This is a genomic window from Kitasatospora sp. NPDC048286, assembly GCF_043201735.1.
Lineage (GTDB): Bacteria > Actinomycetota > Actinomycetes > Streptomycetales > Streptomycetaceae > Kitasatospora.
This window is the reverse complement of sequence record NZ_JBICZE010000010.1, coordinates 246448-271055: the sequence shown is the minus strand read 5'-3', so window position 1 is coordinate 271055 and position 24608 is coordinate 246448. Positions and strand designations below refer to the sequence as shown.

The window sequence follows — 24608 nt, the reverse complement described above, 5'->3', positions numbered from 1 at the left end:
GTTCACCTCGATGGCTTGACAGCCGTGTGAACGTACCAGGCGACGTGCTCGCGCACGGCGTACATCTCCACCGTGGAGCGGAGATTGATCCACTTGGCGGGATCGCCGAAGCGCCGCACCAGCTCCCACGGCAGCCGGAAGTACGCGTGCACCGCCTCCGAGGTCGGCAGGTAGTGCGGCGTCGCGTCCAGTGCCTCCTCGACCTCGAACCCGGCCCCGGCGAGCAGCCGGGGGAGGTTGCCGGCGTGGTAGATCCTGGCGCCGATCATCGTCATCGCGTCCAGGAACGGCTCGATCAACGCCCTTGCCGCAGGCTCCAGTTCCTCCAGCGGGCCGGTGCTCATCGGGCCGAGCAGCACCAGCCGGCCGCCCGGGCGCAGCACCCGGTGGAGCTCGGCCAGCGCCCGGGACGGGTCGTAGGAGTGGACCAGCGTCTCCATCGAGTACACGCCGTCGAACTCCCCGTCGCCGAACGGGAGCCGATGGAAGTCCCCGAAGCGGAACGCCGTCCGCCCGCCCGTCCGCGCCCGCGCGCTGAGCCGGCGGGCCTCGGCGAGGTGGAAGTCCAGGACGTCGACCCCGGTCACCTCCAGCCCGAACCGCACCGCCATCGCCCGCGCCACCACGCCGGCCCCGCACCCGGCGTCCAGCACCCGCGCCCCCGCGGGCAGCGCCAGCTTGCGCCCCAGCACGTCCTGCAACTGCCGCTGCGCCCGCCACAGCCGCCACTTCGACTGCCCCGGCTCCGTCCACCCCCAGTGCCGCGCGTTGCGCGCCACCCGGGTGTAGAACCACCGACTCCCCGCCCGCCCGTACACCCTGCGCAGCCCGGCCAGATCGAGCCCCTCAGCACCCATGGCACCTGGCTACCCGCCCAGCGGCCTCGCTATCCGACGACAGGGGCGGACTCCCCGATGGAGGGAATCATGTGGTCATGTGATGAAGATGGCTCGCGAAAGATCGGTCAGATCGCCCCGACTGTTCAAGCGCGAAGCGCCAAGCCTCGACCTATGGCTCGAACTTGTGGATGGCACCCGTGTCCGGACGTGACCGCCAGGAGCGCTTCAGCTGCGCCCAGCGGGCCTCCTGTTCCTCGGTGAGGACGCCCCGGAGCTCGGCCAGCTTGAGGAGTTGGGCCTCGGCGTCGGCGCCCAGGGGCTGGGCCTCGGCGCGGTAGTGGTCGGCGAGGAGGGCGTCGAGTTCGGGGCGGGTGAGGGCGGGGTCGAGGCGTTGGGCGAGCTTGGCCATGTTGCGGTAGGAGCCCTGGAGGAGGAAGGGGGGCTCGGTGCGGGCGCGGTCGTCCTGGGCGGCGGAGGCGAGGTAGGCGCGGTTGACGGCCAGGACGGTGGAGCGCAGGTGGAGCAGGCCGGCCAGGACGGCGGTCATCCGCTCGGCCTCGGCGGCGGGCCAGGCGCCGGCCAGGGTGCCGCCGGGCAGGCCGCAGGCGCGGGCGAGCAGGGTGTCCAGGTCGGTGCGCTCGGCGGTGGCGAGCGGGGCGAGGTGGGGGTTGGCGGGCAGGGCGTTCTCGACGAAGCTGAGTGCGAAGAGGTCCTCGCGTCCGGCGACGGCGTCGCCCAGGTTCCACACGTCGGCGCGGTTGGCGAGCATGTCGGGCAGCCGGAAGAGGCGGCCGGACTCGGTGTACGGGTTGGCGGCCATGACCACGGCGAAGCGCTTGCCGCGCAGGTCCCACTCGCGGGCCTCGCCGTCCCAGACGCCGTCGATCCGGCGCTGGGCGTCGCACAGCGGGATGAAGCGCTGGAGGAACTCGGGCGAGGTGTGCTGGACGTCGTCCAGGTAGAGCAGCACGTTGTCGCCCGCGTGCAGGGCGAAGCTGAGCTTCTCGAGCTCGCGCCGGGAGGTGGCGTCGGGGGCCTCGGTCGGGTCCAGCGAGGTGACCCGGTGGCCGAGCGCGGGGCCGCTGACGGAGACCAGCAGCAGGCCGAGCCGCTCGGCGAGGTACTCGACCAGGGTGGTCTTGCCGTAGCCGGGCGGGGAGACCAGCAGCAGCAGGCCGCTGCGGTCGACCGGCCCGCCGGACTCGGCGGTGCCGAGCTGCTTGGCGAGGTTGTCGCCGACCAGCGGCAGGTACACCTGGTCGATGAGCCGGTTGCGGACGAAGCCGTTGAGCGGGGCGGGCCGGTACTGGTCGAGCCGCAGCCGGGCGTGCTCGGCGGCCAGCAGGTCGCCGCGCAGCCGCTGGTAGGCCCGGTAGCCGGGCATCTCGACCTGCTCGAACTCCGCTACCCGGGCGAGTAGTTCGTCCAGGCGCAGGTCGAGCGCCCCGCCCGTGACTCGCGGGTGGTCGCCGAGCAGCCCGGTGACCCGGGCGCCCACGGCCCCCTCGGTGGGCCGGCGCGGCAGGGACGGGCAGAGCAGCGCGGCGGCGGCCTCGGCGAGGTCGGCCGGATCGGCGTCGGAGGATCCGGACTCCAGCCAGGTGGTGGCGAGTTGGCGCCGCACGGGCAGCAGCGCGGGCTCCTCGGGCAGTGCGGCCAGCGCCTCGGTGAGGCCGGCCGACTCGGGGGCGGCGCGGAACTTGTCGAGCAGTGTGGCGGCGCCCGCCGAGTGGGCGAAGCTGGGTGCGGCGGCGGCCAGTTCGGCCACCAGGTAGGGCCCGGCGGGCTCCGCTCCCGGGGCGAAGTCGGCGACGGCGGCGGTGAGTTCGTCGGCGAGCGAGGCCAGCGCGTCCAGCGCGGCCGCCGCCGGGGCGTCGCCGAAGGCGTCCCGGGCGAGGCCCAGCGAGCGGGCCCGGGTGTGCCAGAGCAGCCGCTGCCGTTCGTCGGTGCCGTGGGCCCAGTACAGCTGCGCGGCCGCCCGGGCGGCCGCCGGGTGGCGCAGCAGTCCGGCCTCGGCGTCGAGCCGGAGCAGGGCGCGGAGCAGCAGCGCGGCGTCGTGGTCGTGCACGCCGCGCTGGTAGCCCTCGTCCGGGCGTTGCTCGGCGGCCCGCCGGACGTACTCCAGCAGGTCGCCGTCCGCGGGCGGCGACCCGGCCTCGGCGGCCGACAGCAGGCTCGCCGCGAGGTACTCGGCGCGGTACAGCCGCGGGGTCTCCGAGGGCAGTGGGCGGTCCCAGTACCGCTCGGTGGCGGCGAAGGCCGGGTCGGTGACGGGGGAGCGGTAGTCGGTGCCGGTGAGGGTGAAGGCTGGGCGCCCGCGCCAGGGCACCAGGGCGAGTTCGGGCCGCTGGGTGGTGACGGCGAACAGGTGCCGGCCCAGTCGCAGGGTGCCGGGGCCGTCTCCGGCGAGTTCGGCGCGGTCGCGCAGGGCCCGGTGGGCGCGGCCGCGGGCGGCGCGCAGCCGGCCGGCCAGCTCCTCGGCCCGGACCCGGTCGCCGAGTGCGGTCAACTGCCCTGCGAGGTCGCGTAGTTTGACGGCCGTCGGGTCGGCGGCGAAGGCCGCCTCGATCTCCTCGGCGGAGTCCAGTGCGGCCAGTCGGCGGTGCAGGGTGTCGAGGATGCGTTCGGCGGAGGCGGCCAGCCGGTCGGCGCGCCGGGCCCGCTCCTCCAGCAGGTGCTGGCGGCGGGCGGTGAGCGCGTCGTGGATCTCGGTGCGCCGGGCGGTGAGCTGCTCGCCGAGGGCCGGGGCGGCGTCGGCGAAGCGGGTCTCCAACTGCTCGATCCGCAGCAGCAGTCGACCGAGCTGCTCGTCGCAGGCCTCGGGGGTGTCGGCGGCGGCGAGCGCGGCGGTGGTGGCCTGGCCGAGCAGGGCGGTCTCGGCGGCGAACTCGGCGGCGGCCTCGCGGGTGCGCAGCTCGCGGCGGCGCACGGTCAGCACGGACCGGGCCCGGTTGAGCAGGCCGAGGACGTCGGCGAGCCGGTCGAGGATCGCGGTGCGGGTGGTGGCGTCGGCCAGGTCGAGGGTGCCGACCAGCTCCGAGACGGTCTGCAACGCCTCGCTCTGGGAGCCGAGTTCGAGCCCCAGCGGCTCGGCCTCGGCGGCGGTGGCGATGGCGGAGCAGCGCTCGGCTAGTTCGCCGGCCCGACGCCGGTGCGGCTCGAAGGCGGTCGGTTCGGCGAGTTGGACGACGGCGCGGTCGGCGGCCTCGGCCAGCCCCTCGGCGAGGTGCGCGGCGAGCGCGTCGATCCGCTGGACGTCGGCGCGCGGCAGCTCGCGCAGCGCCTCGACGCGCCCCTGGGCGCGACGCAGAGCGGCCAGCCGGTCGACCCACTCGGCGGCGTCGGCCAGCGTCTCGCCGCGGGCGGTGCGCAGCAGGCCCTCGACGTGCTCGGCGGCCTCGTCGGTCCGCCGGGCGGCGTGCGCGGTGAGCTGGGCGACGGCCTCGTACTCGGCGACGACCTGCCGGGCGGTGTCGCGGATCTCGGCGAGCGGCGCGGCGAGGTCGCCGAGGCCGCTCTGGCCGAGCCAGTGGTGCCGGTCGGCGGTGCGGGTGCAGGCGGCGAGGACGGCCTGGTGGCCGGCCGGGGTGTCGGCGCCGGCCGCGGCCAGCCGGGCCAGGGCCAGGCAGTCGGCCAGGCCGCGGACCAGGTCGGCGTTGCCGATCCGGGCCAACGGGCCGCTGCCGGACGGCTGTTCGGCGGCGAAGCGCTCGCTGGTGAACGGGGTCTGCCAGAGCTGGACGGTGTGCAGCCGGCTCGGCCCGTCCTCGGCCGGGCGCAGGGCGATCAGGGTGCCGTCGGCGAGCAGCGCGTAGCCCTGGCACGGCAGCGGGGCGGCGGCCTCCTGGCGGACGCTGTTGTACGGCTGGAGCAGGGCGCGGCCGTCGACGGGGGAGCGGAACTCGTACAGCACGTCCTCGCCGTTGGGCGACAGGACGGTGCGCTCGTACACCAGGCCGTCGACCGGCTGGTCGAAGGTGCGCACGGTGCCGTCCACCAGGTGGCAGCCGCCGGGGAAGGCGACGCCCTGGTCGGCGGGCAGCCGCAGGCAGGCCTGGCCGAGCGCGTCGATCCGGGTGACGGTGCCGGTGGGCAGGTGGACCACCAGGTGCCGCTCGGTCTCCTCCTGGTACGGGCGCACGCGCACCAGCAGCAGGGTGCCGATCCGGGCATGGGCGATCCGGGCGTCGGCGAGGGTCTGGAGGGCCTCGGCGAGCGGCTCGCGGTGCAACTCCCGGCCGTCCGGGGTGGTGATGGTCAGTCGGCCGCCGTCGACGCCGACCAGCAGCTCGCCGGCCAGGTCGGCGCGGGGCGGGCGGCCCGGGCCGGCGGGCAGCTGGTCGTCCCGGGTGAGCGCGGTCCAGGGCAGCTGCCGGCCGTCGGCGGGGGTGTGGTCGCGCTCGCCGCGCCCGTCCAGGTAGGACGGCCGGGCGCCCTCGGTGAGGCCGCCGTCCAGGCGCCAGCGCAGCACCCGGACGTCGGTGGCGGCCGGGCCGGTGCGGAAGACGGCGAGCAGCCGGCCGTCCACCGGGCGCAGCCGCTCCAGCCGGGCGTCGCGGAAGTAGCGGCGCAGGTCGGCGAGGTCCTGGCGCAGCCGGGGGTCGTCCAGCAGGGTGCCCTCGGCGGGCGCGGGGGAGAGGTCCGGGTGGTGCAGGCCGAGGACGTCGGTGAAGTCCTCGTCGCCGTCGGCGGGTTGGGCCGGGCGGGTGCCGAGCAGCAGCTGCCCGCCGGCGGCGGTGAGGTCCTGCGGCAGGCAGGCCCGGGCGGTGGTGAGCCGCCCGGTGCCGGCCAGCCGCAGCTCCCCGCCGCCGAACTCGGCGACCCGGCGGGCGTTCAACGCCTGGGCCCGGTCGGCGAGTTCGGCGGCGGCTCGGGCGAGCCGGTCACGCAGGACCTCGTAGGTGCCGGCGTCGAGCCGGGCGTCGAGGGCGTCCACGGTCACGGTCACGTTCCTCGGTTGAAGCGGGTTGAGTCGGGTGAGTCGGTCGGCTCGGCTGAGACGGTCGGCTCGGGCGAAACGGTCGGCCCGGGTGAGCCGCTCGGCTCGGGTGGGTCGGCTGACGTGGCCGCTCGGCCGGTCACTTGGAGCCGTTGGCCGCGGCGAGGCCGCCGGCCAGTGCCCCGATCGGGGTCTCCGCGACGCCCAGCTTCCGTGCCGAGTCGAGCAGTTGGCGCAGCTGACCGGCCTGGTCACCGGCCCCGGAGCCGATCAGCTTCATCAGCAGGGCGGACACCGTCAGGTTCTGCACGTCCGCCGTGGAGACCGAGGAGAGCACCCGGGTGAGGTCCTCGGTGAAGCTCGCCCGCCCGTCCAGCCAGGGGCCGGCCAGGGTCTGCGCGGTCTGCGAGTGGCCGACGAAGGCGTCCACGCTCTTGCCGGCCGTCACCGACTGCACCAGCCGGTCGAAGAACACCGAGTCCCCGCCGACGATGTCGATCTTCGCCTTCTCCAGCCCGGCCGCGACCAGCGCCGCCTGGGCCTCGGCGATCTGCCGCTGGGCGTCCAGCCCGGCCAGCCGGACGTCCTTCTCGGCGGCCAGCCGCAGGCGGTACTCCTCGTGCCCGCGCGAGGCCTCGTCCAGCTTGGCCATCGCCGCGGCCTTCTCGGTCAGGCCCTCGGCCTCGGCCTTCAGCTTCCCGCCGATCTCCAGCGCGGCGGCCTTCGCCTTCTCGGCCTGGACGACGGCCTCGGCGCGGCCGACCTTCTCCACCGCCGCGGCCTCCTGCTCGCGGACCTGGACCCGGGCCAGCCCCTCGGCGGCGGCCTCCGCCCGGACGCCCTCGGCCATCCGGATCTTGGCGGCCGCGTCCAGCTCGGCGGCCTGCTGTCGGGCCTCGGCCATCACCAGCGCCTCGCGGGCCTTGTGCGCGGCGGCCTGCTCGGCGGCCTCGGCGGCCTTGATGTCCTTGACGAGCTTCTCCTGCGCCTCGGCCTCGGCCTGGATCACCACGGCCTTGCGGACGCGCTCGGCCTCCTCGGTGGCGCGCAGGGTCTTGACGGCCTCCTCCTGCTCGGCGACGGTGCGGTCCACCGCGACCCGCTCGCGGACCACGTCGGCGACCTCGCGCTTGGCGGACTCGACCTCCTTCGCCTTGGCGATCGTGGCCAGTTCGGTCTCCCGCTCGCGGCCGACGACCTCCAGCAGACGGTCCTTCTCGATCCGCTCGTTCTCCACCGCGATCACCCGCTCGCGGTTCTTCTGCGCCACCGCGACCTCGCGGGCCTGGTTCTCCCGCTGCACCCCGAGCAGCTCCTCGGTGCGCAGGAAGGCGGTCTGGGCGTTGAGCCGCTCCTCCTCCTGCACCCGGGCGATCACCGCGTCCTCCTTGGCCCGCAGGGTCTCGATCTCGCGGCGCTGGCGGATCTCGGCGTCGGCCTGCCGGCGCTCCAGCTCCAGGACGGCCTCCCGGGCGTCCACGTTCTGCCGGGTGATCTCCTTCTGCTCGTTGCGCTGGTACTCGTTGGTGCGCACGTGCTCGATCGCGGTCAGTTCGGTGATCTTGCGGATGCCCTGGGCGTCCAGGATGTTGTCGGAGTCCAGCTGGCTCATCGGGGTCTGTTCCAGGTGGTCGATGGCCGCGTCCTCAAGGGTGTAGCCGTTGAGGTCGGTGCCGATGACCGCGATGATCTGGTCCCGGAACTCGTGCCGGTGGGTGTACAGGTCGGTGAAGTCCAGCTGCTTGCCGACGGTCTTGAGCGCCTCGGCGAACTTGACCGCGAAGAACTCCTGGATCGCCTGCGGGTCGCTGGCCCGGGCGGTGCCGATCGACTGCGCGACCTTGATGACGTCCTCGACGGTCTTGTTGACCCGGACGAAGAACGAGATCCGGATGTCCGCGCGGATGTTGTCGCGGCAGATCAGGCCGTCCCGGCCGGCCCGGTGGATCTCCACCGTCTTGGCGGTGATGTCCATCAACTCGGCCTTGTGGAGCACCGGGAGGACGATCGCGCCGGTGAAGGTCACATCCACCTTCTTCGTCCGGGAGACGATCAGTGCCTTGCCCTGCTCGACCTTCTGGAACAGGCGGCCCACGAACAGCAGCATGGCGAGCAGGATGAGCAGCACGACGGCGACGAGCACGCCGAAACCCACGGCGATGGTGTCCATCACGGAGTCCTTTGACGAGATGGCGAGTTGGTGCGAAGAGAAGAAAAAAGAAGAGAGGTGCGTTGAAGGCGGAGGTGAAGGGGGGTGAAGGGGGAGGGTGAACCGGTGAGGCGTCAGGTGACGGACGGCGGATCGAAGGGCGCCACCAGGAAGTGCTCGCCCTCGGCGTCGTAGTCGAAGATCAGGGCGGTCCGCCCGGCCGTCAGGGCCGGTTCGGGCTCCGCCGTGCGGACCTGGACGGTCGCGGTGGAGCCGTCCTCCGCGGTGACCTCGGCCTGCCCGAAGTCGGCAGTCACCCGGCCGGTCCGGATCACGCAGACCCGGCCGACGAAGTCCCCCCGGGTGGCCGGCCGGTCCTGCGGGAACAGCCGCGACAGCGGCCGGACGAGCGCCCGGGTTCCCGCCCAGGAGGCGACCAGCGCGACGACGAACACGCCGCCGCGCGCCGGTGCCCCCGAGGTGAGGACGGTGCCGGCCAGGCTGACGAACCAGGCGAGCGCGACCAGCAGCGACACCGCCACCGTCACGGGCACCCCGCCCAGCCCCAGCCTGTCCAGCACGCCCGCGTGGTGTCCGGAGCCGCTCCGGTCGGATCCCCCGTCGGCATCGTGCCCCCCGGCATCGTGCCCCCCGGCACCGCGCCCACCGTGACCGTGCCCACCGTGACCGGCGTCCGCGACGTGTCCGGCGTGTCCCCCGTGCCCGGCACCCAGGTGGTGCCCCGCGTGCCCGACGTCCACGTGGTGCCCGCCGCCGTGCCCCCCGTGCACGGCGCCGGGCACCAGACCGCCGAACAGCATCAGCAGCCAGTACCCGACCACCACCACCAGCGCGAAGCTGAACAGCGCCGTCGGAAAGGCCAGCGCGGCCGCGAAGAATCCCCCCATCCCGGCCGCCCTCCCCCGCCCTTCCGACGGCACCGCGCTTCGGCGCCGGGGAGATCATGGCAGTGCCGGGCGCGGCCGCACATTGCCAGGATCCGGCAATCTTTACGCCCTCTTGACACCCTGGTACGCACGGCCCGCGTGACACTGCAACAACCGGGCAACAGGACGACCGTCGGACGGCCGCAACGGGCCCCCGCGGGTTTGGCTGGCGGTACCGCAACCGCGGTGGCGGTGCCGCAGGACGGCGGGACTGCAACCGTAGTGAGCGACACTGCAACCGTAGTGGGTGGTACTACAGCCGTAGTCTTCGGACCGCGCCGGAACTACAGCGGTCGTTCCGGCCAGTTCAGCAGCCGCGCCCCCATGGCCGCTGTCTCCAGGGTGAAGCGCTGGAGCGCGTCCGCCGGGTCGTACCCGGTGAGCGTCTTGATCCGCTCCAGCCGGTAGCCCAGGGTGCGCACGCTCAGGCCCAGCCGGCGGGCCGCCTCCGCGTTCACGTACGCCGCCTCCGCGTGCACCACGATGGTGTCCAGCAGCGGCCGGGCGCCGCCACGCGCCTCGGTCAGCGGGCCGAGCACGCTGCGCACCAGGTCGGCCATGGCGGCCCGGTCGCGCATCAGCACCGGGAAGACCAGCAGTTCCTCGGCCCGCAGCTGCCGGGCCGGCAGGTCCAGCCGGTGCGCGTAGTCCAGTGCGTCCAGCGCCTCCTCGTAGCTGCGGGGCACCCCGCTGGGCCCCGAGTGCCGGCGGCCGGTCGCCACCCGGCGCACCGGCCGGTAGCCCGGCCCGGGGCGCAGCGCCAGCTCGGCGAAGGCCTCCAGTACGGCCCGCTCGGCGTCGGGGGCGATGCAGACCAGCCGGCCGTCCTTGCTGGCCAGCAGCACGTCCCGCTCGCCGAACCGCCCGCTCAGCTCCCGCTCCACCCGGTGCACCAGTGGATGCACGTCCGCGAACGGCTCGTCGCCCACCGCGACGGCCACCGTGTACGCACCCGCCAGCCGCAGCCCGAAGCGCTCCGCGCGCTCCGCGAGCAGTCCGAGGTCACTGCGGCCGAACAGCAGGTCGTCGATGAACTCCCGCCGCGCCGCCTCCTCCTGGCGGACGGCCAGGCGCTGCGCCCGCTCGTGGCCCTCGCCCAGCGCGGCCAGCCCGGCGTCGGTGGCGCCGAGCACCGCGTCGCCCATCCGGCGCAGCTCGGTGACGCTGCTCGCGGCGGTCGTCCCGGGCAGGGTCTGCCAGGCCCGCCGGGCCGCGGCCAGGCAGTGCGCGACCACCTCGCGCAGCCCGTACCCGGCCTCCGCGCAGTGCTCGCCCAGCTTGCGCAGGCGCTCCAGCTCCTCGCGGCGCAGCAGCCGGCCGGTTCTGGAGACGTCGGCGAGCAGGACGAGGTAGACCTCGGCCAGCTCGGTGGGTATGTCGTGGTCGTTACCCTCGATCACCGTGTCCTGCCATCCCCCGTACGGCCTGGTGTTTCGGCGCTGAACTTATCAGGGACGCCCCAGGTCGGGACGGCTGCGGCGGCCCCCGCGGCCGGTCGTGGGCGGCCCGGGCGAACGGTCCCGGACGGCCCGGCCGGAGCGCGCGCCACCGCCGTCGATCCGCCGCCGATCCGCCGCAGCCCGTACGGCGCCGGGTCGCCGTGGCCCGCCTACGGGGGTGGGATGGAGGGATGTACCGGTCCGGGCTTGCCGGGCGGCCCCCGGAGGGGTTACACATCCAGACGTCGCCGCCGTGCCGCCTCCGGAGCCCCCGCCTCCGGAGCCCCCGTCTCCGGAGCCCCCGTCTCCGGAGCCCCGTCCAGAGCCCGGGTGCGGCCCCACCGAAAGGCCCCGCATGTCCCTGGTCAACTTCCGCGACGCCGCCACCCTCGGCGACCCCGAGGGCCGGCGGGTCCGTCCCGGTGTGCTGTACCGCTCCGCCCAGCCGTTCCCGGCCGCCGACGAGGCCACCGTCACCCAGCTGCGCGGCTGCGACATCCGCACCATCGTGGACCTGCGGGACCCGCGGGAGACCGACCCCGCCGACTGGGCCGCCGCCGAGGCCGCCGGCATAGCCGTCGTCGCCGCCCCGGTGAACCCCGCCACCGACGCCCTCACCGCGCGGATGAGCACCATGGCCACGGCCGCCGACCTGGGCGACTTCTACGTCCTGCTGGCCGAGTCCGCGCCCGACGCGGTGGCCGCCGCCGTCGACGCCACCGTCCGCCCCGGCGCCGTCCTGCTGCACTGCGCCGCCGGCAAGGACCGCACCGGACTGCTGACCGCCCTGCTGCTGGACCTCCTCGACGTCCCCGCCGAGCACATCGTCGCGGACTACACCCGCACCGCCGACGCCCTCCCGCAGATCTTCGCCGGCCTCGCCGAGCGCCACCGCACCGCCCTCAACAACCACACCACCTCCCGCGTCACCGACTCCCAGGGCCGCAACCTCACCATCCCCGCGCCCCTCCTGGAGGCCCCGGCCGAGGCCATGTCGGTGTTCCTCGACCGCGTCCGCACCCACCACGGCGGCGCCGCGTCCTTCCTCCCCGGCTGCGGCGTCCCGGCCGCCACCCTCGGCGCCTTCCGCGCCAAGGCGGCCGCCGCCTGAGCCGAGGGCTCGCCGCTGCCTGCCGAGCCGTACGTCGGCGGGCGCGCGATGTGGTTTCCGGTCCCCGTGCCCACCGTCGCCGTCGAGCGGCACGGCCGCGGCTGCGGGCGCCGCTCGACGCGCACGCCGCGGAACCGGCCGACCGGGAGCCGCGGCGGCGCCGGGAGCGGGACGGGCAGGAACTGGAGGGGCCGGCGGTCGGCTTGTCGGGGACGACCCGGACGCCCCGGACGGCCCGAATGGGGCCCAGCGGCAGTCGGCCCGGGTGCGGACCGGCCGGGTGCTGAGGACGGCGGACCTCGGGGGCCTCTCCGACGCCGTTCTCCCGCTCCGGCGGGCCCTCCCCGGAGCCGGGCACGGGCTGATCGGCGCCCAGGGCCTGCCGTAGCGCCCGCTGGCGGTCCCCATCGCGCGGCAGCGCGCCCCGTACCGCCCGGCAGCCTCCCATGCCGCCCCGTAATCCCGTTGTGCCGCCCCGCCCCGCGCTGGCAGCGTGCCGGGGGAGGGGCCGGCGAGGCGAAGGGGGTGCCGGGGGATGACCGTGCTGCGGGAGATCCGCGCCGACCACGACGAGCGGACGATCGTGCTCTACCAGGCCTACCCGCCGGCCGTCGCCGACGCGGCGCTGGCGGCGGGCCGGTTCGTGGCGCCGTTCGGCTTCCACCGGATGACGTGGATCAAGCCCTCGTTCCGCTGGCTGATGCACCGCAGCAACTGGGCGCAGAAGTCCGGCCAGACCAGGGTGCTGGCCGTCCGGATCACCCGGGAGGGCTGGGAGGAGGCGCTCGCCCGCGCCGTCCTGACCACCGCGCACCCGGACGAGGTGGCCCGCGCCGAGGTCCACGTGCAGTGGGACCCGGAGCGGTCGCTGCGCGGGGCGGCGCTGAACCACTACAGCATCCAGGTGGGCATCGGCCGTGGGCTGATCCGCGCCTACGCCGAGGAGTGGGTCGTCGGGCTCACCGACCTCACCCCACAGGTGCGGCGGATCGCCGCGCTGGTCCACGGCGGACAGGCGGCGAAGGCGCAGCGGCTGCTGCCGCCCGAGCGCCCGTACCGGTTGCCCGCCGCGACCGCGCGGCGGCTCGGCCTGGGCTGAGGGCGGCTCGGCCTTGGCCAAGCAGGCCTGGACCCGGGCCAAGCAGGCCACGCCCTGGCCCGAGGAGGTGGATTCACACGTCCCGGCGCCGCACCACGGCCACCGTCACCACCACCGCGGCCACGCCCCACGCCCCCATGGTGATCCACGAGTCCAGCACGCTCGGCGCGTACTTCCCCATCGTGGCCGTGGAGGCGGGGTTGATGGTGAGCCGCTGCACGGTGGCCGTCGGCAGGTGGGTGCCGATCTCCTTCAGCCACCGGTAGCGGTCCCCGCCGAACAGCATCGGCAGGATGAACAGCACCAGCACCAGCGAGACGATCGAGGCGGTGGCGTGCCGCAGCAGCGCGCCCAGCGCCATCCCGATCAGCGCGCAGACCGGCACGATCGCCGCGAAGCCGAGCACGGCCCGCAGGCAGCCGTCGTCGGTGACGGAGAGGCCGACGTGCCGGGAGGCCAGCATCGCGTTGACGGTGAAGAAGGACACCGTCGAGACCACCAGCCCGGCGAGCGCGGTGATCCCGCCGATCAGCAGCACCTTGGCCGCGATCACGGCACGCCGGTCCGGCACGGCGGCGAAGGTGGTGCGGATCAGGCCGGTGGTGTACTCGCCGAACACGGTGATCGCCCCGAGGCTGCCGGCCGCGATTGCCATCAGGTCGCTCGCGATGCCGCTGAGGCCGTGGAACAGCGGGTCGTATGTGTACGGCGGCTGGCCGGGCATCCGCGGCGGCGGGTGGTCGATGTACGTCAGGTCGGTGTGGACGGCGTTCACGTCGACCGCGATCGCCACCAGCGATGCCAGCGCCAGCACCCAGTAGGTGGAGCGCAGCGAGCGCAGCTTGATCCACTCGGCGGCGAGCAGGTCGAGGAAACGCGGTGCCGGGTCCGCGGTGGAACCGGCGGTGCGGCCAGGGGTCGTGGTGCTCATCGGGCGTCTCCAGCCGGGTACTCGACACTGTCGGCGGTCAGGGACATGAACGCCGACTCCAGCGACGACGTCCGGGCGGCCAGTTCGTGCAGCACCACGCCGTGCCGCAGCGCGAGTTCGCCGATCCGCGCGGCCGGCATCCCCGTGACGATCCCGAACCGCGGCTCCGTCAGCCGTACTTCCGCTCCCTCGGCGCGCAACGCCTCGGCCAGCGCGGGGAGTTCGGGTGCCCGTACGGCCACCGAGGAGGCCGCGTCGCGGGCCGAGAACTCCGCCAGGCCCTCGTCCGCGATGAGGCGGCCGCGGCCGATCACCACCAGCCGGTCCGCGGTGTGTTCCATCTCCGCCATCATGTGGCTGGAGACGAACACCGTGCGCCCCTCGTCCGCGAGCCGCCGGAACAGCCCGCGCACCCAGAGCACGCCCTCCGGGTCCAGCCCGTTCAGCGGCTCGTCGAACAGCAGCACCGGAGGGTCGCCGAGCAGCGCGCCGGCGATGCCCAGGCGCTGCTTCATGCCCAGCGAGTAGCCGCCGATCCGCCGCCCGGCGGCCTTGCCGAGGCCGACCTCGGCCAGCACCTCGTCCACCCGCCCGAGCGGGATGCGGTTGCTCCTGGCCAGCGCCGACAGGTGCGCCCGGGCGCTGCGTCCGCCGTGCACGTCGCCCGCGTCCAGCAGGGCGCCGACGTGCCGCAGGCCGCGCGGCCGGCCGGCGAAGGGCACCCCGGCCACGGTGACGGTGCCCGCGGTGGGGGTGTTGAGGCCCAGGATCATCCGCAGGGTGGTGGACTTGCCGGCGCCGTTGGGGCCGAGGAAGCCGGTCACCGTACCCGGTCGTACGGTGAAGGTCAGCCGGTCGACGGCCGTGGTGGCGCCGTACCGCTTGGTCAGTCGCTCGATCTCGATCACGGCGACAACGCTGCCGCCCGCGCCCCGCCCCGGACATCGGGCCGCGGGACACAACCGCGGGCCACCGCACTGGCCCCGGGGATTACGCCCCCGGGCCGATGTGCCGTCTCCCGGCCCGCCGCTACCATCGCGTCATGATCACCGAACACCGTCCGCCGCTGCTCAGGCGTCTGCCCGCGGGCGTGTGGGTGGGTGCGCTGTGGACGTCCCTGGTGGTGTTCCGGTTCTTCACGCGCGAGGACGAGCTGCGCCACCTGTTCGACTACCACGGCAACCCCGAGGACATGCCGCTGGTGGTCACCGCGGTGGTCACCACCCTGGTCGCGGCGCTGCTGGTCCGGCTGCCGCTGCTGGCCATCGCGGTGGCGCTCGCGGGTGCCGTCTTCGCGTTCGGGATGTGGGGCGTCCCGGAGACCGGGCCGCTCCAGTTCCTGATCGCCGACTCGGTGGTCGGCTACTGCGCGGCCACCCGCTCCCGGCGGGTCTCGCTGAGCGCCCTGGCCCTGCCGCTCGCCACCCTCGCCGGACTGCTGGCCTGGGGCGCCGTCGAGGGCTACCCCGTCAACCCGCTCGCCTACGCGGGCTTCGCCGCGACCGTGCTGATCGCCTGGCTGGTCGGCAACACCGTGCACCAGGGCCGCGCCCACACCGAGGCGCTGCGCGGCCGGGCCGCCGAGCAGGCCATCACCGCCGAACGGCTGCGGATCGCCCGCGAGTTGCACGACATGGTGGCCCACAACATCGGCATCATCGCGATCCAGGCCGGCATGGGCAGCCGGGTCATGGACACCCAGCCCGCCGAGACCCGCAACGCGCTCACCGCGATCGAGGCCACCAGTCGGGAGACCCTGGCCGGGCTGCGCCGGATGCTCGGCGCGCTGCGGGAGGGCGAGGGGGAGTCCGCGCCACTCGAAGTGGCGCCCGGGCTGGGCGAGTTGGACCGGATGGTGGCGAGGGCGGCGGGCGCCGGGGTGCGGGTGGCGCTCACCCGGCGCGGCGCGGCCCGTACCCTGCCGCCCGAGGTGGACCTGGCCGCCTACCGGATCGTCCAGGAGGCGGTCACCAACGTGGTCAAGCACGCCGGCACCCGCGACTGCCACGTCACCGTCGAGTACGGATCCCGGGAACTCGCCGTCACCGTCGTCGACCAGGGCGCCGGGGTGCCCACCACGACCCCCGGCAGCGGCTACGGCCTGGCCGGCATGCGCGAGCGGGTCGCCCTGCTGCACGGCGAGTTCAGCGCCGGCCCGCGCTCCGAGGGCGGCTTCCTGGTCGCCGCCCGACTGCCGCTCCCCGAGCAGGTGCCCGCCGAGGCGCCCGGTGGGACGCCCGCCGAGACCCGCGCCGAGACCGCCCTGGAGGTGGCGCCGTGATCCGCGTCGTCCTGGCCGACGACCAGCCGCTCATCCGCACCGGCCTGCGGGTGCTGATCGCCGACGCCCCCGACCTGGAGGTGGTCGGCGAGGCCGGCGATGGCGCCGAGGCCGTCGAACTGGTGGCCCGGCTGCGCCCCGACGTCGCCGTCATGGACATCCGGATGCCAGGCACGGACGGCATCGAGGCCACCCGCCGGATCACCGCCGACCCGGACCTGCCCACCCACGTCCTCGTCCTCACCACCTTCGACGACGACGACTACGTGTACGGCGCGCTGCGCGCCGGGGCGAGCGGCTTCCTGGTCAAGGACCTCTCCCTGGAGACCATCCTGGACGGCATCCGGGTGGTCGCCGCCGGGGACGCCCTGCTGGCCCCCGGCATCACCCGCCGGCTGATCGGCGAGTTCGCCGCCCGCCCGCAGGGCCCGGCCCGGCCCCGCAGGCCCGTCGCCGAGGCCGTCACCGAGCGCGAGCGCGAGGTGCTCACCCTGGTCGGCCGGGGCCTGTCCAACACCGAGATCGCCGCGGAGCTCACCATCAGCGTGGCCACCGCCAAGGCCCACGTCGCCCGGCTGTTCACCAAGCTCGGCGCCCGCGACCGGGTCCATCTGGTCATCCAGGCCTACGAGTTCGGTCTGGTCGCCCCGTGACGACAAGCGCCGGGGCGGGCCCGTACGGCCCACCCCGGCGCTCCGGATCTCCGGCGCTCAGGATCTCAGCGTCGTCAGTGCACGATCGCGTGCGAGACCTGGCACCCGCTGACGCCGTTCGACCAGGTGCCCTGCATGGCGAAGGAGCCCGTCGCGAACGTCACGTTCTGCGCGCCGCCCGTCCCGCCGACGCCGTTCCAGGAGCACTTGTCGGCGTTCTCGTAGCCGGTCGAGTCGGTCCAGCCGCCCGCCGGGTTCTGGTCGGTGATGGTCTCCGAGTACTCGTGGCCGTACACGATGGTCACGCCGTCCAGGGTGCCCGCGCTGCCGCTGTTGACGTAGTTCTGGCCGCAGGAGGTGCCCATGTCGGTCACGTACGGGTCGTTGGTGAACGCCACGTCACCGTACGGGGAGGGGGCGGCGCCGCCGGACAGGGTGGTGTCGCCGTTGTAGTCGTGCCAGGCGCAGAAGCCGCCGTTCGGGGTGTTGAAGCCGTCCGGGTGGGTGCCGGTCGGCGACAGCACCACGTACTGCGCGTTGCGGTTGGAGGCGGCGGTGGTGTTGCCGAAGTGCCCGGCGGCCTTCACGGCCTCGGAGGCCAGCTGGAAGCCGCTGGCCTGGCTCGGCGCGGCGGCGGACTCGTCGACCCAGACGCCGGCCAGCGCGCCGCCGGTCGGGTAGCCGACGTGGGTGGATCCGGTCGGGCAGCTGGTCGCGCCCGCGGCGACGCCCTCGCAGTACTGGGTCATGACGCCGGACCAGGTCTCGTTGTTGGTGCCGAGGCCCTTGAACAGCTGCTGCGCCCGGACGGCCTCGCCCTTCGGGTCGCCCGACAGCGTGGTGTAGCCGGCGGAGTTGGTGCCCTGGGTGCCCCACTGGGAGCCCCAGAAGATCAGGTAGACCTTCGGCGCGCCGGTGGTGACGCCGATGCCGTCCACGCCGCCGCCGTAGTGGAGGTTGGCGGCCGCCGGCTTGGCCGAGTTGCCGGCCTCCTTGGTCGGGTGCGCGCCGTGCCGGTAGGGGTGCGGCTGTCCGGCGAACTCACCGGCCGGCCGGTCGTCCTGGGCGGCCTGGGCGGCCGGGGCGGCGGCGAAGCCGGCGGCGGCCAGCGCGAGGGCACTGAGCCCGGTCAGGGCCCGCAGCCGCATCCGGCGGGAGGTGGTGGAGATGCCCATCGTGAGGGTTCCTCTCTGGTGTCGGCCGCGCCCGGGTACGGCGCGACGGCACTGTGGGGGACGACGTGGGAGGAGCGACGGCGGCAGGCCGGCGAGCCGACGGTCCGCCAAGGACCGTCAGTGGCGTGGGGATCGGAGGCCGGTCACCGCCGAGGCCGGAAGCAAAGCATCGGCGCCGAAACCGGGTCAACGACGGAGAAGGTAAGACCAGCCCCAAGGAAGGCCCGCGTGGACGTATAGAACGTCAAAAGCCCCCTGCTGCGGCCCGGTCGATGCGCGTAGCGCAGCGGAATACCAACAGTTGAGAGGCGGCTCTACACCGTATGGGCCGGCGGAGCGCCGTCAGGGCGTGCCCGAGGGGCCTCCGACCTCGGCGATCCGCATGATCCGGCCGTGGGAGTCCAGTACGACGTCGTAGGCGTTGCCGTGGCAGCCGTACGGTTCGGCCGGCTCGCGCTCGGCGAGGCAGTCGTCGAGGTGGGCGATCAGCTCGTCGAGGGGGACGGCCGCGGCCGGGGCGTCGTGCGGGCCGTCGTGCGGGCCGTCGACGAGGGTCGCCGTCACGCCCGCCGCCGCGAAGCCGTAGTGGACGGGGCTGCCGGCGGACTCGTAGCGGGCGGAGCCGCAGCTGAAGCGGGCCGGGCCGGCGGTGAGTTCGGCCGGGCCGGCGGCGACGACGAGCAGGACCTGGTGGCCGGGGCGTTCGGTGGGCACGGCACACTCGGCCACGGCGGAGGTCGCGGCGGACGAAGTGGCGGACGAAGCGGCAGACGAAGCGGCGGACGAAGCGGCGGAGGCCCCACCGGAGGCCCCGTCGGGAGAGGCGGCGGAGGCGGAGGAGGCACCCCCGACCGGGCCGGCCGCGGGCGAGTAGGCCTCCTCGTCGTCCTCCTCGAAGAGGAACCCGTCGTCCTCGTCCAGCAGGTCGTCCGCGCCCTCGTCGGCCAGCGCGGCGGCGGAGGCGGCGGCCACCGTGGAGCCGGAGTCGGCGGGCGTGCAGCCGGTGAGGGCGGCGGCGGTGCCGCAGACCAGCAGGGCGGCGGCGAGGAGCATGCGGGGCGTGGCCATGGCACCAGTCTCCCCGGGCGGTGGCGGTGGTCGGTAATCACCTGACACGCCGGGGCCGGGACCGCGGTTCCCTCCCCCGTCGGATGTGCGGATCCGGCGGGGGAGGGAAGCTGTTGAGCGGGTGTCAGACCGCGACCGGCCGGCCCGCCTCGTACGCCTCCCGCACCCGGGCCTGCGCCTCGGCGCCCGCCGCCAGGTGGTCCAGGCCGAGCAGCGCCGCGCCCAGCACCGGCGGGGCGACGACGACCCGCGGCTCGGCCAGCGGCGCGGCCTCGGCGAGCCGGGCGGTCAGGTTGTCCAGCAGCAGCGGTTGCCGGGAGGCGAGAACGCCGCCGCCCAGCACCACCGGGGCCGGGGTGTCCAGCAGCTGCAGGCGCCGGAGCGCCACCACCGCGAGCCGGACGATCTCGTCGGCCTGGCGGTCGATCAGCTTCAGGGCCACCGCGTCGCCCTCGCCCGCGACGGCGAACAGCACCCGGGTGATCTCGTGCAGCCGGGCGTTCGGCAGGTGCCCGAGGTGGACGGCCTCGGCGACGGCGCCGGCGCTGGGCAGGCCGAAGTGCTCGGCGATGGCCCGGGCGAGCCCGGTCGGGCCGCCGCGCCCGTCCTCCGCGCGGACGGCGTGCCACATGCTGGCGACGGCGAGCCCGGAGCCGCCGCCCCAGTCGCCGGTGAGCTCGCCGAGGGCGGGGAAGCGGGCGGTGCGGCCGTCCGGCAGCAGGCCGACGCAGTTGATCCCGGCGCCGCAGACCACCGCGACCCCGAGCGGGCCGTCGGTGCCGGCCCGCAGCAGGCCGAAGGTGTCGTTGACGACGGTGTTGCCGGCCCCCCAGGGGTGGGACTCCAGCGCCACGCGCAGGGCCTCCTCCTCGACCGGCAGGTCGGCGTTGGCCAGGCAGGCACTGACGTGGCTGGTGAGCACGCCGCTCCAGGCCGGGTGGCCGGCCGCGGCGGCGGCCTGCTCGACCAGCGGGGCCAGGCCGGCGACCGCCGCGGCGCCGCCGATCTTCTGCGGTGCGAAGCCGCCGCCGCGGGCGGTGCCGAGGATGCTGCCGTCCGCGCCGATCAGGGCGACGTCGGTCTTGGAGTTCCCCGCGTCTATGGCGAGGACGCCGGGCAGGAGTGGTTCGGGTTGGTGGGTCATCAGGTCCCCGCGGCTCGTACGTGGCCCGGGCCGTGGTCGTCGGCCGGGTGCCCGGCCGTGGTCGCGGCCGGGGAGCCCGGCCGAAGGGTCCCCGGCCGGGGGTGGACGGTCTCCTCGCGGCGCCCGCCCGCGGCCTTCTCGGGCCGGCGGGCGGGCAGCCGGCGGGCGCAGGTCAGGCCCAGGCGAGGTGCTCGCGGTTGTGGGCGAGCAGCCGGTCCGTGAGCTGGTCGGCGAGTTCGATCTGGCCGACCAGCGGGTGGGCGAGCAGGGCGTCGAAGACCCGGTCGCGGCCGCCGCGCAGGGCGGCGTCCAGGGCGAGGTGCTCGTACGAGGTGACGGCGGCGATCAGGCCGGCGTACAGCGGCTCGACGGGCCGCTGCGGCAGCGGGCGCACGCCCCGCGCGTCCACCTCCGCCGGGACCTCGATCACGGCGTCGTCCGGCAGGAAGGGCAGCACGCCGTCGTTGCGGGTGTTCACCACCTGCACGGAGGTCCCGCCGCCGGTGCCGAGCAGCGCGGCGATCAGCTGGACGGCGGCCTCCGAGTAGAAGGCGCCGCCGCGCTTGCCGAGCAGCTCGGGCTTGGTGTCCAGGGCCGGGTCGGCGTACAGCTCCAGCAGCTGCCGCTCGATCTCGGCCACCTGCGCGGCCCGCGAGCCCTGCTCCTTCAGCTCCGCCACCACCGCGTCGTGCTGGTAGAAGTACCGCAGGTAGTAGGACGGCACCACGCCGAGCCGCTCGATCACGGCCTGCGGCAGGTGGAGGTCCTCGGCGATCTCCTTGCCGTGCGAGGCCAGCAGCTCGGGGAGCACCTCGCGCCCGCCCGCGGCGCCCGGGGCGTCCAGCAGGGTCACCCCGCGCTCCCAGGTCAGGTGGTTGAGCCCGACGTGGTCGAGCCGGACCAGCTCCGGGTCCACACCCAGGTGCCCGGCGAACTTGCGCTGGAAGCCGATCGCGACGTTGCACAGCCCGACGGCCTTGTGGCCGGCGGTCTGCAGGGCGCGGGTGACGATGCCGACCGGGTTGGTGAAGTCCACGATCCAGGCGTCCGGGTTGGTCCGGCGCACCTGCTCGGCGATGTCCAGCACCACCGGAACGGTGCGCAGCGCCTTGGCGAGCCCGCCGGCGCCGGTGGTCTCCTGCCCGACGCAGCCGCACTCCAGCGGCCAGGTCTCGTCCTGGTTGCGCGCCGCCTGCCCGCCGACACGCAGCTGGAGCAGTACGGCGTCGGCGCCGGCGACGCCCGCCGCCAGGTCCGTGGTGACGGTGACGACGGCGGAGTGCCCCTGCTTCGCGAAGATCCGCCGGGCGAGGCCGCCGATCAGCTCCAGGCGCTCGGCCGCCGGGTCGATCAGCACCAGCTCGCCGATCGGCAGGGAGTCGCGCAGCCGGGCGAAGCCGTCGATCAGCTCCGGGGTGTACGTCGAACCCCCGCCGACGATTGCCAACTTCAGTGCGGACATCAGCCCTTGACCCCTGTCAGTGTCACGCCTTCGATGAAGGCCTTCTGAGCGAAGAAGAAGAGGACGATCACCGGCGCCATCACCAGCAGGGTGGCGGCCATGGTGAGGTTCCAGTTGGTGTGGTGCGCGGCCTTGAAGGACTCCAGTCCGTAACTGAGGGTCCAGGCCTGGTGGTTGTTGCTGGCGTAGATCTGCGGGCCGAAGTAGTCGTTCCAGCAGTAGAAGAACTGGAACAGCGCGACCGCCGCGATGGCCGGCTTGGCCATCGGCAGCACCACCCGCAGCAGGGTGCGCAGGTCACCGCAGCCGTCCACCCGGGCGGCCTCGAGGTACTCCTTGGGGATGGTCATCAGGAACTGGCGCAGCAGGAAGATGGAGAACGCGTCGCCGAAGGCCATCGGGATGATCAGCGGCCACAGCGAGCCGTCCATGCCCATCTGCTTGGACCAGAACAGGAACATCGGGATGACGGTGACCTGCGGGGGCAGCATCATCATCGCGATGACCGCCATCAGCGCCAGGTTGCGGCCGCGGAAGCGGAACTTGGCGAGCGCGTAGGCCACCGGGAGGCTGGAGACCACGGTCAGCAGGGTGCCGAGACCGGCGTACAGCAGGGTGTTGCGCCACCAGGTGAGGAAGCCGGGCGTGTCCCAGACCTTGCCGTAGTTGCCCCAGTTCCAGTCGGTCGGCCAGTAGTCGGTGGTGAGCGCCTGCCCGTCCGACATCACCGAGGTGAGGAAGACGAACACGAAGGGCAGCAGGAAGAACAGCGCGGCGGCGATCGCCACCGTGTGCACGGCCACCCAGTTGAGGAACGCGCGGCGCCGGGCGGCCCGGGCGGCGGGGCCGCCGGACCGGGTGGGGACGGCCGTGGCCGGCCCCTTGGTGAGTGTGGTGCCAAGGGTCATGATCGGGTCCTCCCGGGCCGCTAGTCGTCGCTCGCCATGAAGCCGGAGCGGCGGCGGAGCAGGATCGAGGTGACGGCCATCGAGATGGCGAACAGCACCACGGCGACGACGCAGGCCGCGCCGTAGTTGTAGGTCTGGAAGCCGAGCTTGTAGACCATCTGCGGCAGGGTCCAGGTGGAGCCGCCGGGGTAGCCGGGCTCGAACTGCTGGCCGGAGCCCCCCGCGATGCCGCTGGCGACCTTCCCGGCGACGATCGCCTGGGTGTAGTACTGCATGGTCTGGATCACCCCGGTGACCACCGCGAACATGATGATCGGCGAGATGTTCGGCAGGGTGACGTACCGGAACCGCTGGAAGGGGCCGGCGCCGTCCAGCTCGGCCGCCTCGTACTGCTCCTTGGGGACGTCCAGCAACGAGGCCATGAAGATGACCATCAGGTCGCCGACGCCCCACATGGCGAGCAGGGTGAGCGCGGGCTTGGACCAGTCCTCGGAGGCGAACCAGCCGGGCTGCGGCAGGCCGAGCTCGCCCAGCAGGTGGTTGACCGGGCCGGTGCCGGGGTTGAACAGGAAGGCGAAGGCGACGGTCGCGGCCACCGGCGGGGCCAGGTACGGCAGGTAGAACGCGGTGCGGAAGAAGCCGGCGCCGGTCTTCACCTTGGTGATGAGCATCCCGAGGCCCAGGCCGAAGGCGACCCGCAGGCTCACCATCACGACGACCAGCCACAGGGTGTTGCGCAGGCCCTGCCAGAAGGTCGGCAGGTGGTTGAAGACGTAGTCCCAGTTCTTCAGGCCGCTGAAGGTCGGGCTGCCGAAGCCGTTGTAGGAGGTGAAGGAGAAGTAGACGGTGGAGACCAGCGGGTAGACGAAGAAGACGCTGAACCCGATCAGCCAGGGGGAGAGGAAGGCGATGGTGCGGGCCGCCGCCCGGCGGCGCTTCCGGCGCAGCAGGTGCTGCGTGGAGGGCGCCGCCGGGCCGGTCGGTCCCGCGTCGGCCTGGTCGCCGTTGCCCTTGCGGGTGCCGAACGCGAGTGACATGGGAGCTCCGTGGACCGTTCCCGGCCCTTACTTGGCCTGGGCGATGTCGGTGTCGATCTGCTTGGCCGTGGCGGCCAGGCCCGCGGCGAGGTCGCCCTGCTTGCCGGACTCGTAGTCGTAGCCGAGGTTCTGCAGGGTGGTGATGTAGGAGCCGCCGTTGACGGCCGGCGGGGTGGTGCTGGAGTGGGCGTTCTTGGCGACGTCCAGGAAGGTCTTGAAGTTCGCGTCGCTGACCAGCTTCGGCGAGTCGAGCGCGGCGAAGGTGCTCGGCACGTTGTGGATCGCGTTGGCGAAGTTCACCACCGCGTCGGTGTCCGTGGTCAGGTACTTGACGAACTCCCAGGCGGCGGCCTGCTTCTTGCTGGTGCCGGCGATGCCGACGATGGTGCCGGTCTGGTAGCCGCGGCCGTAGGTGTCGGCCTGGTCGTCCGGGACGGGGAAGGCGGCGGTGGCCCACTCGAAGTCGGGCTTGTCCTTGGCGAGCGAGGCGGTGCGCCACTCGCCGTCCATGATCATCGCGACCTGGCCGGTGTTGAAGGGGTTCTTGGCGCTGAACTCCTCACCGAAGGTGGCGCGGTACTTCTCCAGCTTGGCGTAGCCGCCGAGCTGGTCGACCATGCCCTTCTGCCACGTGAGCATCGCGGCGACCTTCGGGTCGGTGGCGAGGTTCGACTTGCCGTCGGGGCCGAAGTAGCTCGCACCGTACTGGCCGAGGTAGTGCTCGGTGGTGGACTCGTAGCCGTGGTACAGCGGCATGAAGCCCAGCTGCTTGTACGAGTCGCCGTCGGGGGCGGTCAGCTTGGCGGCGGCGTCGGCGAACTCGCTGAAGGTCTTCGGCGGGTTGGCGATGCCGGCGGCGGCGAAGGCCTTCTTGTTGTAGTACAGGCCGTACGCGTCGCCGAGCAGCGGCAGCGAGCACTGGTTGCCCTGGAACTGGGTGTAGTCGAGCATCGTCGCCGGGAAGGTCTTGGCCGGGTCGATGCCGCTCTTCTGGAGCAGCGGCTTGAGGTCGACGAAGGCCTTGGTCGAGCAGAACATGCCGACGTTGTTGGTGGTGAAGGAGGACACCACGTCCGGCGCGTCCGCGCCGCCCGCCCGCAGGGCCTGGTTGACCTTGTCGTCCGAGAGGCTGTCCACCGCCTTGACGTGGATGTTCGGGTGGGTCTTCTCGAACGCGGCGATGTTGTCGTTGATCGCCTTGACCTCGTTCTCCTGGCTCCAGCCGTGCCAGAAGGTGATGGTGACGTCCTTGCCGCTGGCCGAGTCGTCGTTGCCGCCCGCGTCGCTGGACCCGGTGCAGGCGGAGGCGAGCAGGGCCAGGACGGCGCTGCCGGCGACGGCGGCGATGGTGCGACGGCCTCTGCGGGACGTGGTGGCGTGCACTTCGGGATCCTCCTGGGGGTGCGCGGGCAGGCCTCGTTGCCTC

Annotated in this window: 18 protein-coding genes; 4 read left to right on the top strand and 14 right to left on the bottom strand. The window is 74.0% G+C overall.

Annotation, left to right across the window (positions count from 1 at the left end; all coding sequences use genetic code 11):
* Positions 1-2: 2 nt before the first annotated feature.
* The 5 genes from ACGF13_RS24925 to ACGF13_RS24905 form a co-directional block, all read right to left on the bottom strand.
* Positions 3-857, bottom strand: coding sequence for a class I SAM-dependent methyltransferase (locus ACGF13_RS24925; protein WP_392878660.1), 855 nt, complete (start codon positions 855-857; stop codon positions 3-5).
* 151 nt (positions 858-1008) lie between these two features.
* The gene (locus tag ACGF13_RS24920) at positions 1009-5781 is read right to left on the bottom strand and encodes a DNA repair ATPase (RefSeq protein WP_392878659.1); all 4773 of its coding nucleotides are present in this window, start codon (positions 5779-5781) and stop codon (positions 1009-1011) included.
* Positions 5782-5917: 136 nt separating this feature from the next.
* Entirely contained in the window at positions 5918-7948 is a 2031-nt protein-coding gene (locus ACGF13_RS24915; protein WP_392878657.1) for a flotillin family protein, read from the bottom strand.
* Positions 7949-8061: 113 nt separating this feature from the next.
* Entirely contained in the window at positions 8062-8835 is a 774-nt protein-coding gene (locus ACGF13_RS24910; protein WP_392878655.1) for a hypothetical protein, read from the bottom strand.
* 323 nt (positions 8836-9158) lie between these two features.
* Positions 9159-10274, bottom strand: a complete 1116-nt coding sequence (locus ACGF13_RS24905; RefSeq protein ID WP_392878654.1) for a PucR family transcriptional regulator — start codon at positions 10272-10274, stop codon at positions 9159-9161.
* Between the two features lie 394 nt (positions 10275-10668).
* Between ACGF13_RS24905 and ACGF13_RS24900 the strand changes: the two genes are divergently transcribed.
* A complete protein-coding gene (locus ACGF13_RS24900; protein WP_392878651.1) occupies positions 10669-11424 on the top strand; it encodes a tyrosine-protein phosphatase in 756 nt (251 codons plus the stop codon).
* Between the two features lie 535 nt (positions 11425-11959).
* A complete protein-coding gene (locus ACGF13_RS24895) occupies positions 11960-12523 on the top strand; it encodes a DUF4291 domain-containing protein (protein ID WP_392878649.1) in 564 nt (187 codons plus the stop codon).
* Positions 12524-12596: 73 nt separating this feature from the next.
* Here ACGF13_RS24895 and ACGF13_RS24890 read toward each other — a convergent pair whose 3' ends face one another.
* Together ACGF13_RS24890 and ACGF13_RS24885 are read right to left on the bottom strand one after the other, a co-directional pair.
* The gene (locus ACGF13_RS24890) at positions 12597-13454 is read right to left on the bottom strand and encodes an ABC transporter permease (RefSeq protein ID WP_392878647.1); all 858 of its coding nucleotides are present in this window, start codon (positions 13452-13454) and stop codon (positions 12597-12599) included.
* Positions 13451-14362, bottom strand: a complete 912-nt coding sequence (locus ACGF13_RS24885; protein ID WP_392878645.1) for an ABC transporter ATP-binding protein — start codon at positions 14360-14362, stop codon at positions 13451-13453. The genes ACGF13_RS24890 and ACGF13_RS24885 overlap by 4 nt, the downstream gene beginning before the upstream one ends.
* Positions 14363-14496: 134 nt before the next feature.
* Between ACGF13_RS24885 and ACGF13_RS24880 the strand changes: the two genes are divergently transcribed.
* A complete protein-coding gene (locus tag ACGF13_RS24880; RefSeq protein ID WP_392878643.1) occupies positions 14497-15735 on the top strand; it encodes a sensor histidine kinase in 1239 nt (412 codons plus the stop codon).
* Positions 15732-16388: a response regulator gene (locus tag ACGF13_RS24875; protein ID WP_392878641.1), complete on the top strand. Its 657-nt coding sequence runs from the start codon at positions 15732-15734 to the stop codon at positions 16386-16388. Before ACGF13_RS24880 ends, ACGF13_RS24875 begins: the two co-directional genes overlap by 4 nt.
* Before the next feature lie 74 nt (positions 16389-16462).
* Here the strand turns inward: ACGF13_RS24875 and ACGF13_RS24870 are convergent, their stop codons facing one another.
* The 7 genes from ACGF13_RS24870 to ACGF13_RS24840 form a co-directional block, all read right to left on the bottom strand.
* Positions 16463-17563 (bottom strand): hypothetical protein, encoded by a 1101-nt coding sequence (locus ACGF13_RS24870; RefSeq protein WP_392878638.1) that lies wholly within the window; start codon positions 17561-17563, stop codon positions 16463-16465.
* A gap of 342 nt (positions 17564-17905) precedes the next feature.
* Positions 17906-18631, bottom strand: a complete 726-nt coding sequence (locus ACGF13_RS24865; RefSeq protein WP_392878636.1) for a hypothetical protein — start codon at positions 18629-18631, stop codon at positions 17906-17908.
* Positions 18632-18755: 124 nt separating this feature from the next.
* A complete protein-coding gene (locus ACGF13_RS24860; protein WP_392878634.1) occupies positions 18756-19775 on the bottom strand; it encodes an N-acetylglucosamine kinase in 1020 nt (339 codons plus the stop codon).
* A 172-nt stretch (positions 19776-19947) separates the two neighbouring features.
* Positions 19948-21237: a 6-phospho-beta-glucosidase gene (locus ACGF13_RS24855; protein ID WP_392878632.1), complete on the bottom strand. Its 1290-nt coding sequence runs from the start codon at positions 21235-21237 to the stop codon at positions 19948-19950.
* Entirely contained in the window at positions 21237-22145 is a 909-nt protein-coding gene (locus ACGF13_RS24850; protein WP_392878631.1) for a carbohydrate ABC transporter permease, read from the bottom strand. Before ACGF13_RS24850 ends, ACGF13_RS24855 begins: the two co-directional genes overlap by 1 nt.
* A 20-nt stretch (positions 22146-22165) precedes the next feature.
* Positions 22166-23182, bottom strand: a complete 1017-nt coding sequence (locus ACGF13_RS24845; RefSeq protein ID WP_392878629.1) for a carbohydrate ABC transporter permease — start codon at positions 23180-23182, stop codon at positions 22166-22168.
* A 27-nt stretch (positions 23183-23209) separates the two neighbouring features.
* A complete protein-coding gene (locus ACGF13_RS24840) occupies positions 23210-24565 on the bottom strand; it encodes an ABC transporter substrate-binding protein (RefSeq protein WP_392878627.1) in 1356 nt (451 codons plus the stop codon).
* Positions 24566-24608: the final 43 nt, after the last annotated feature.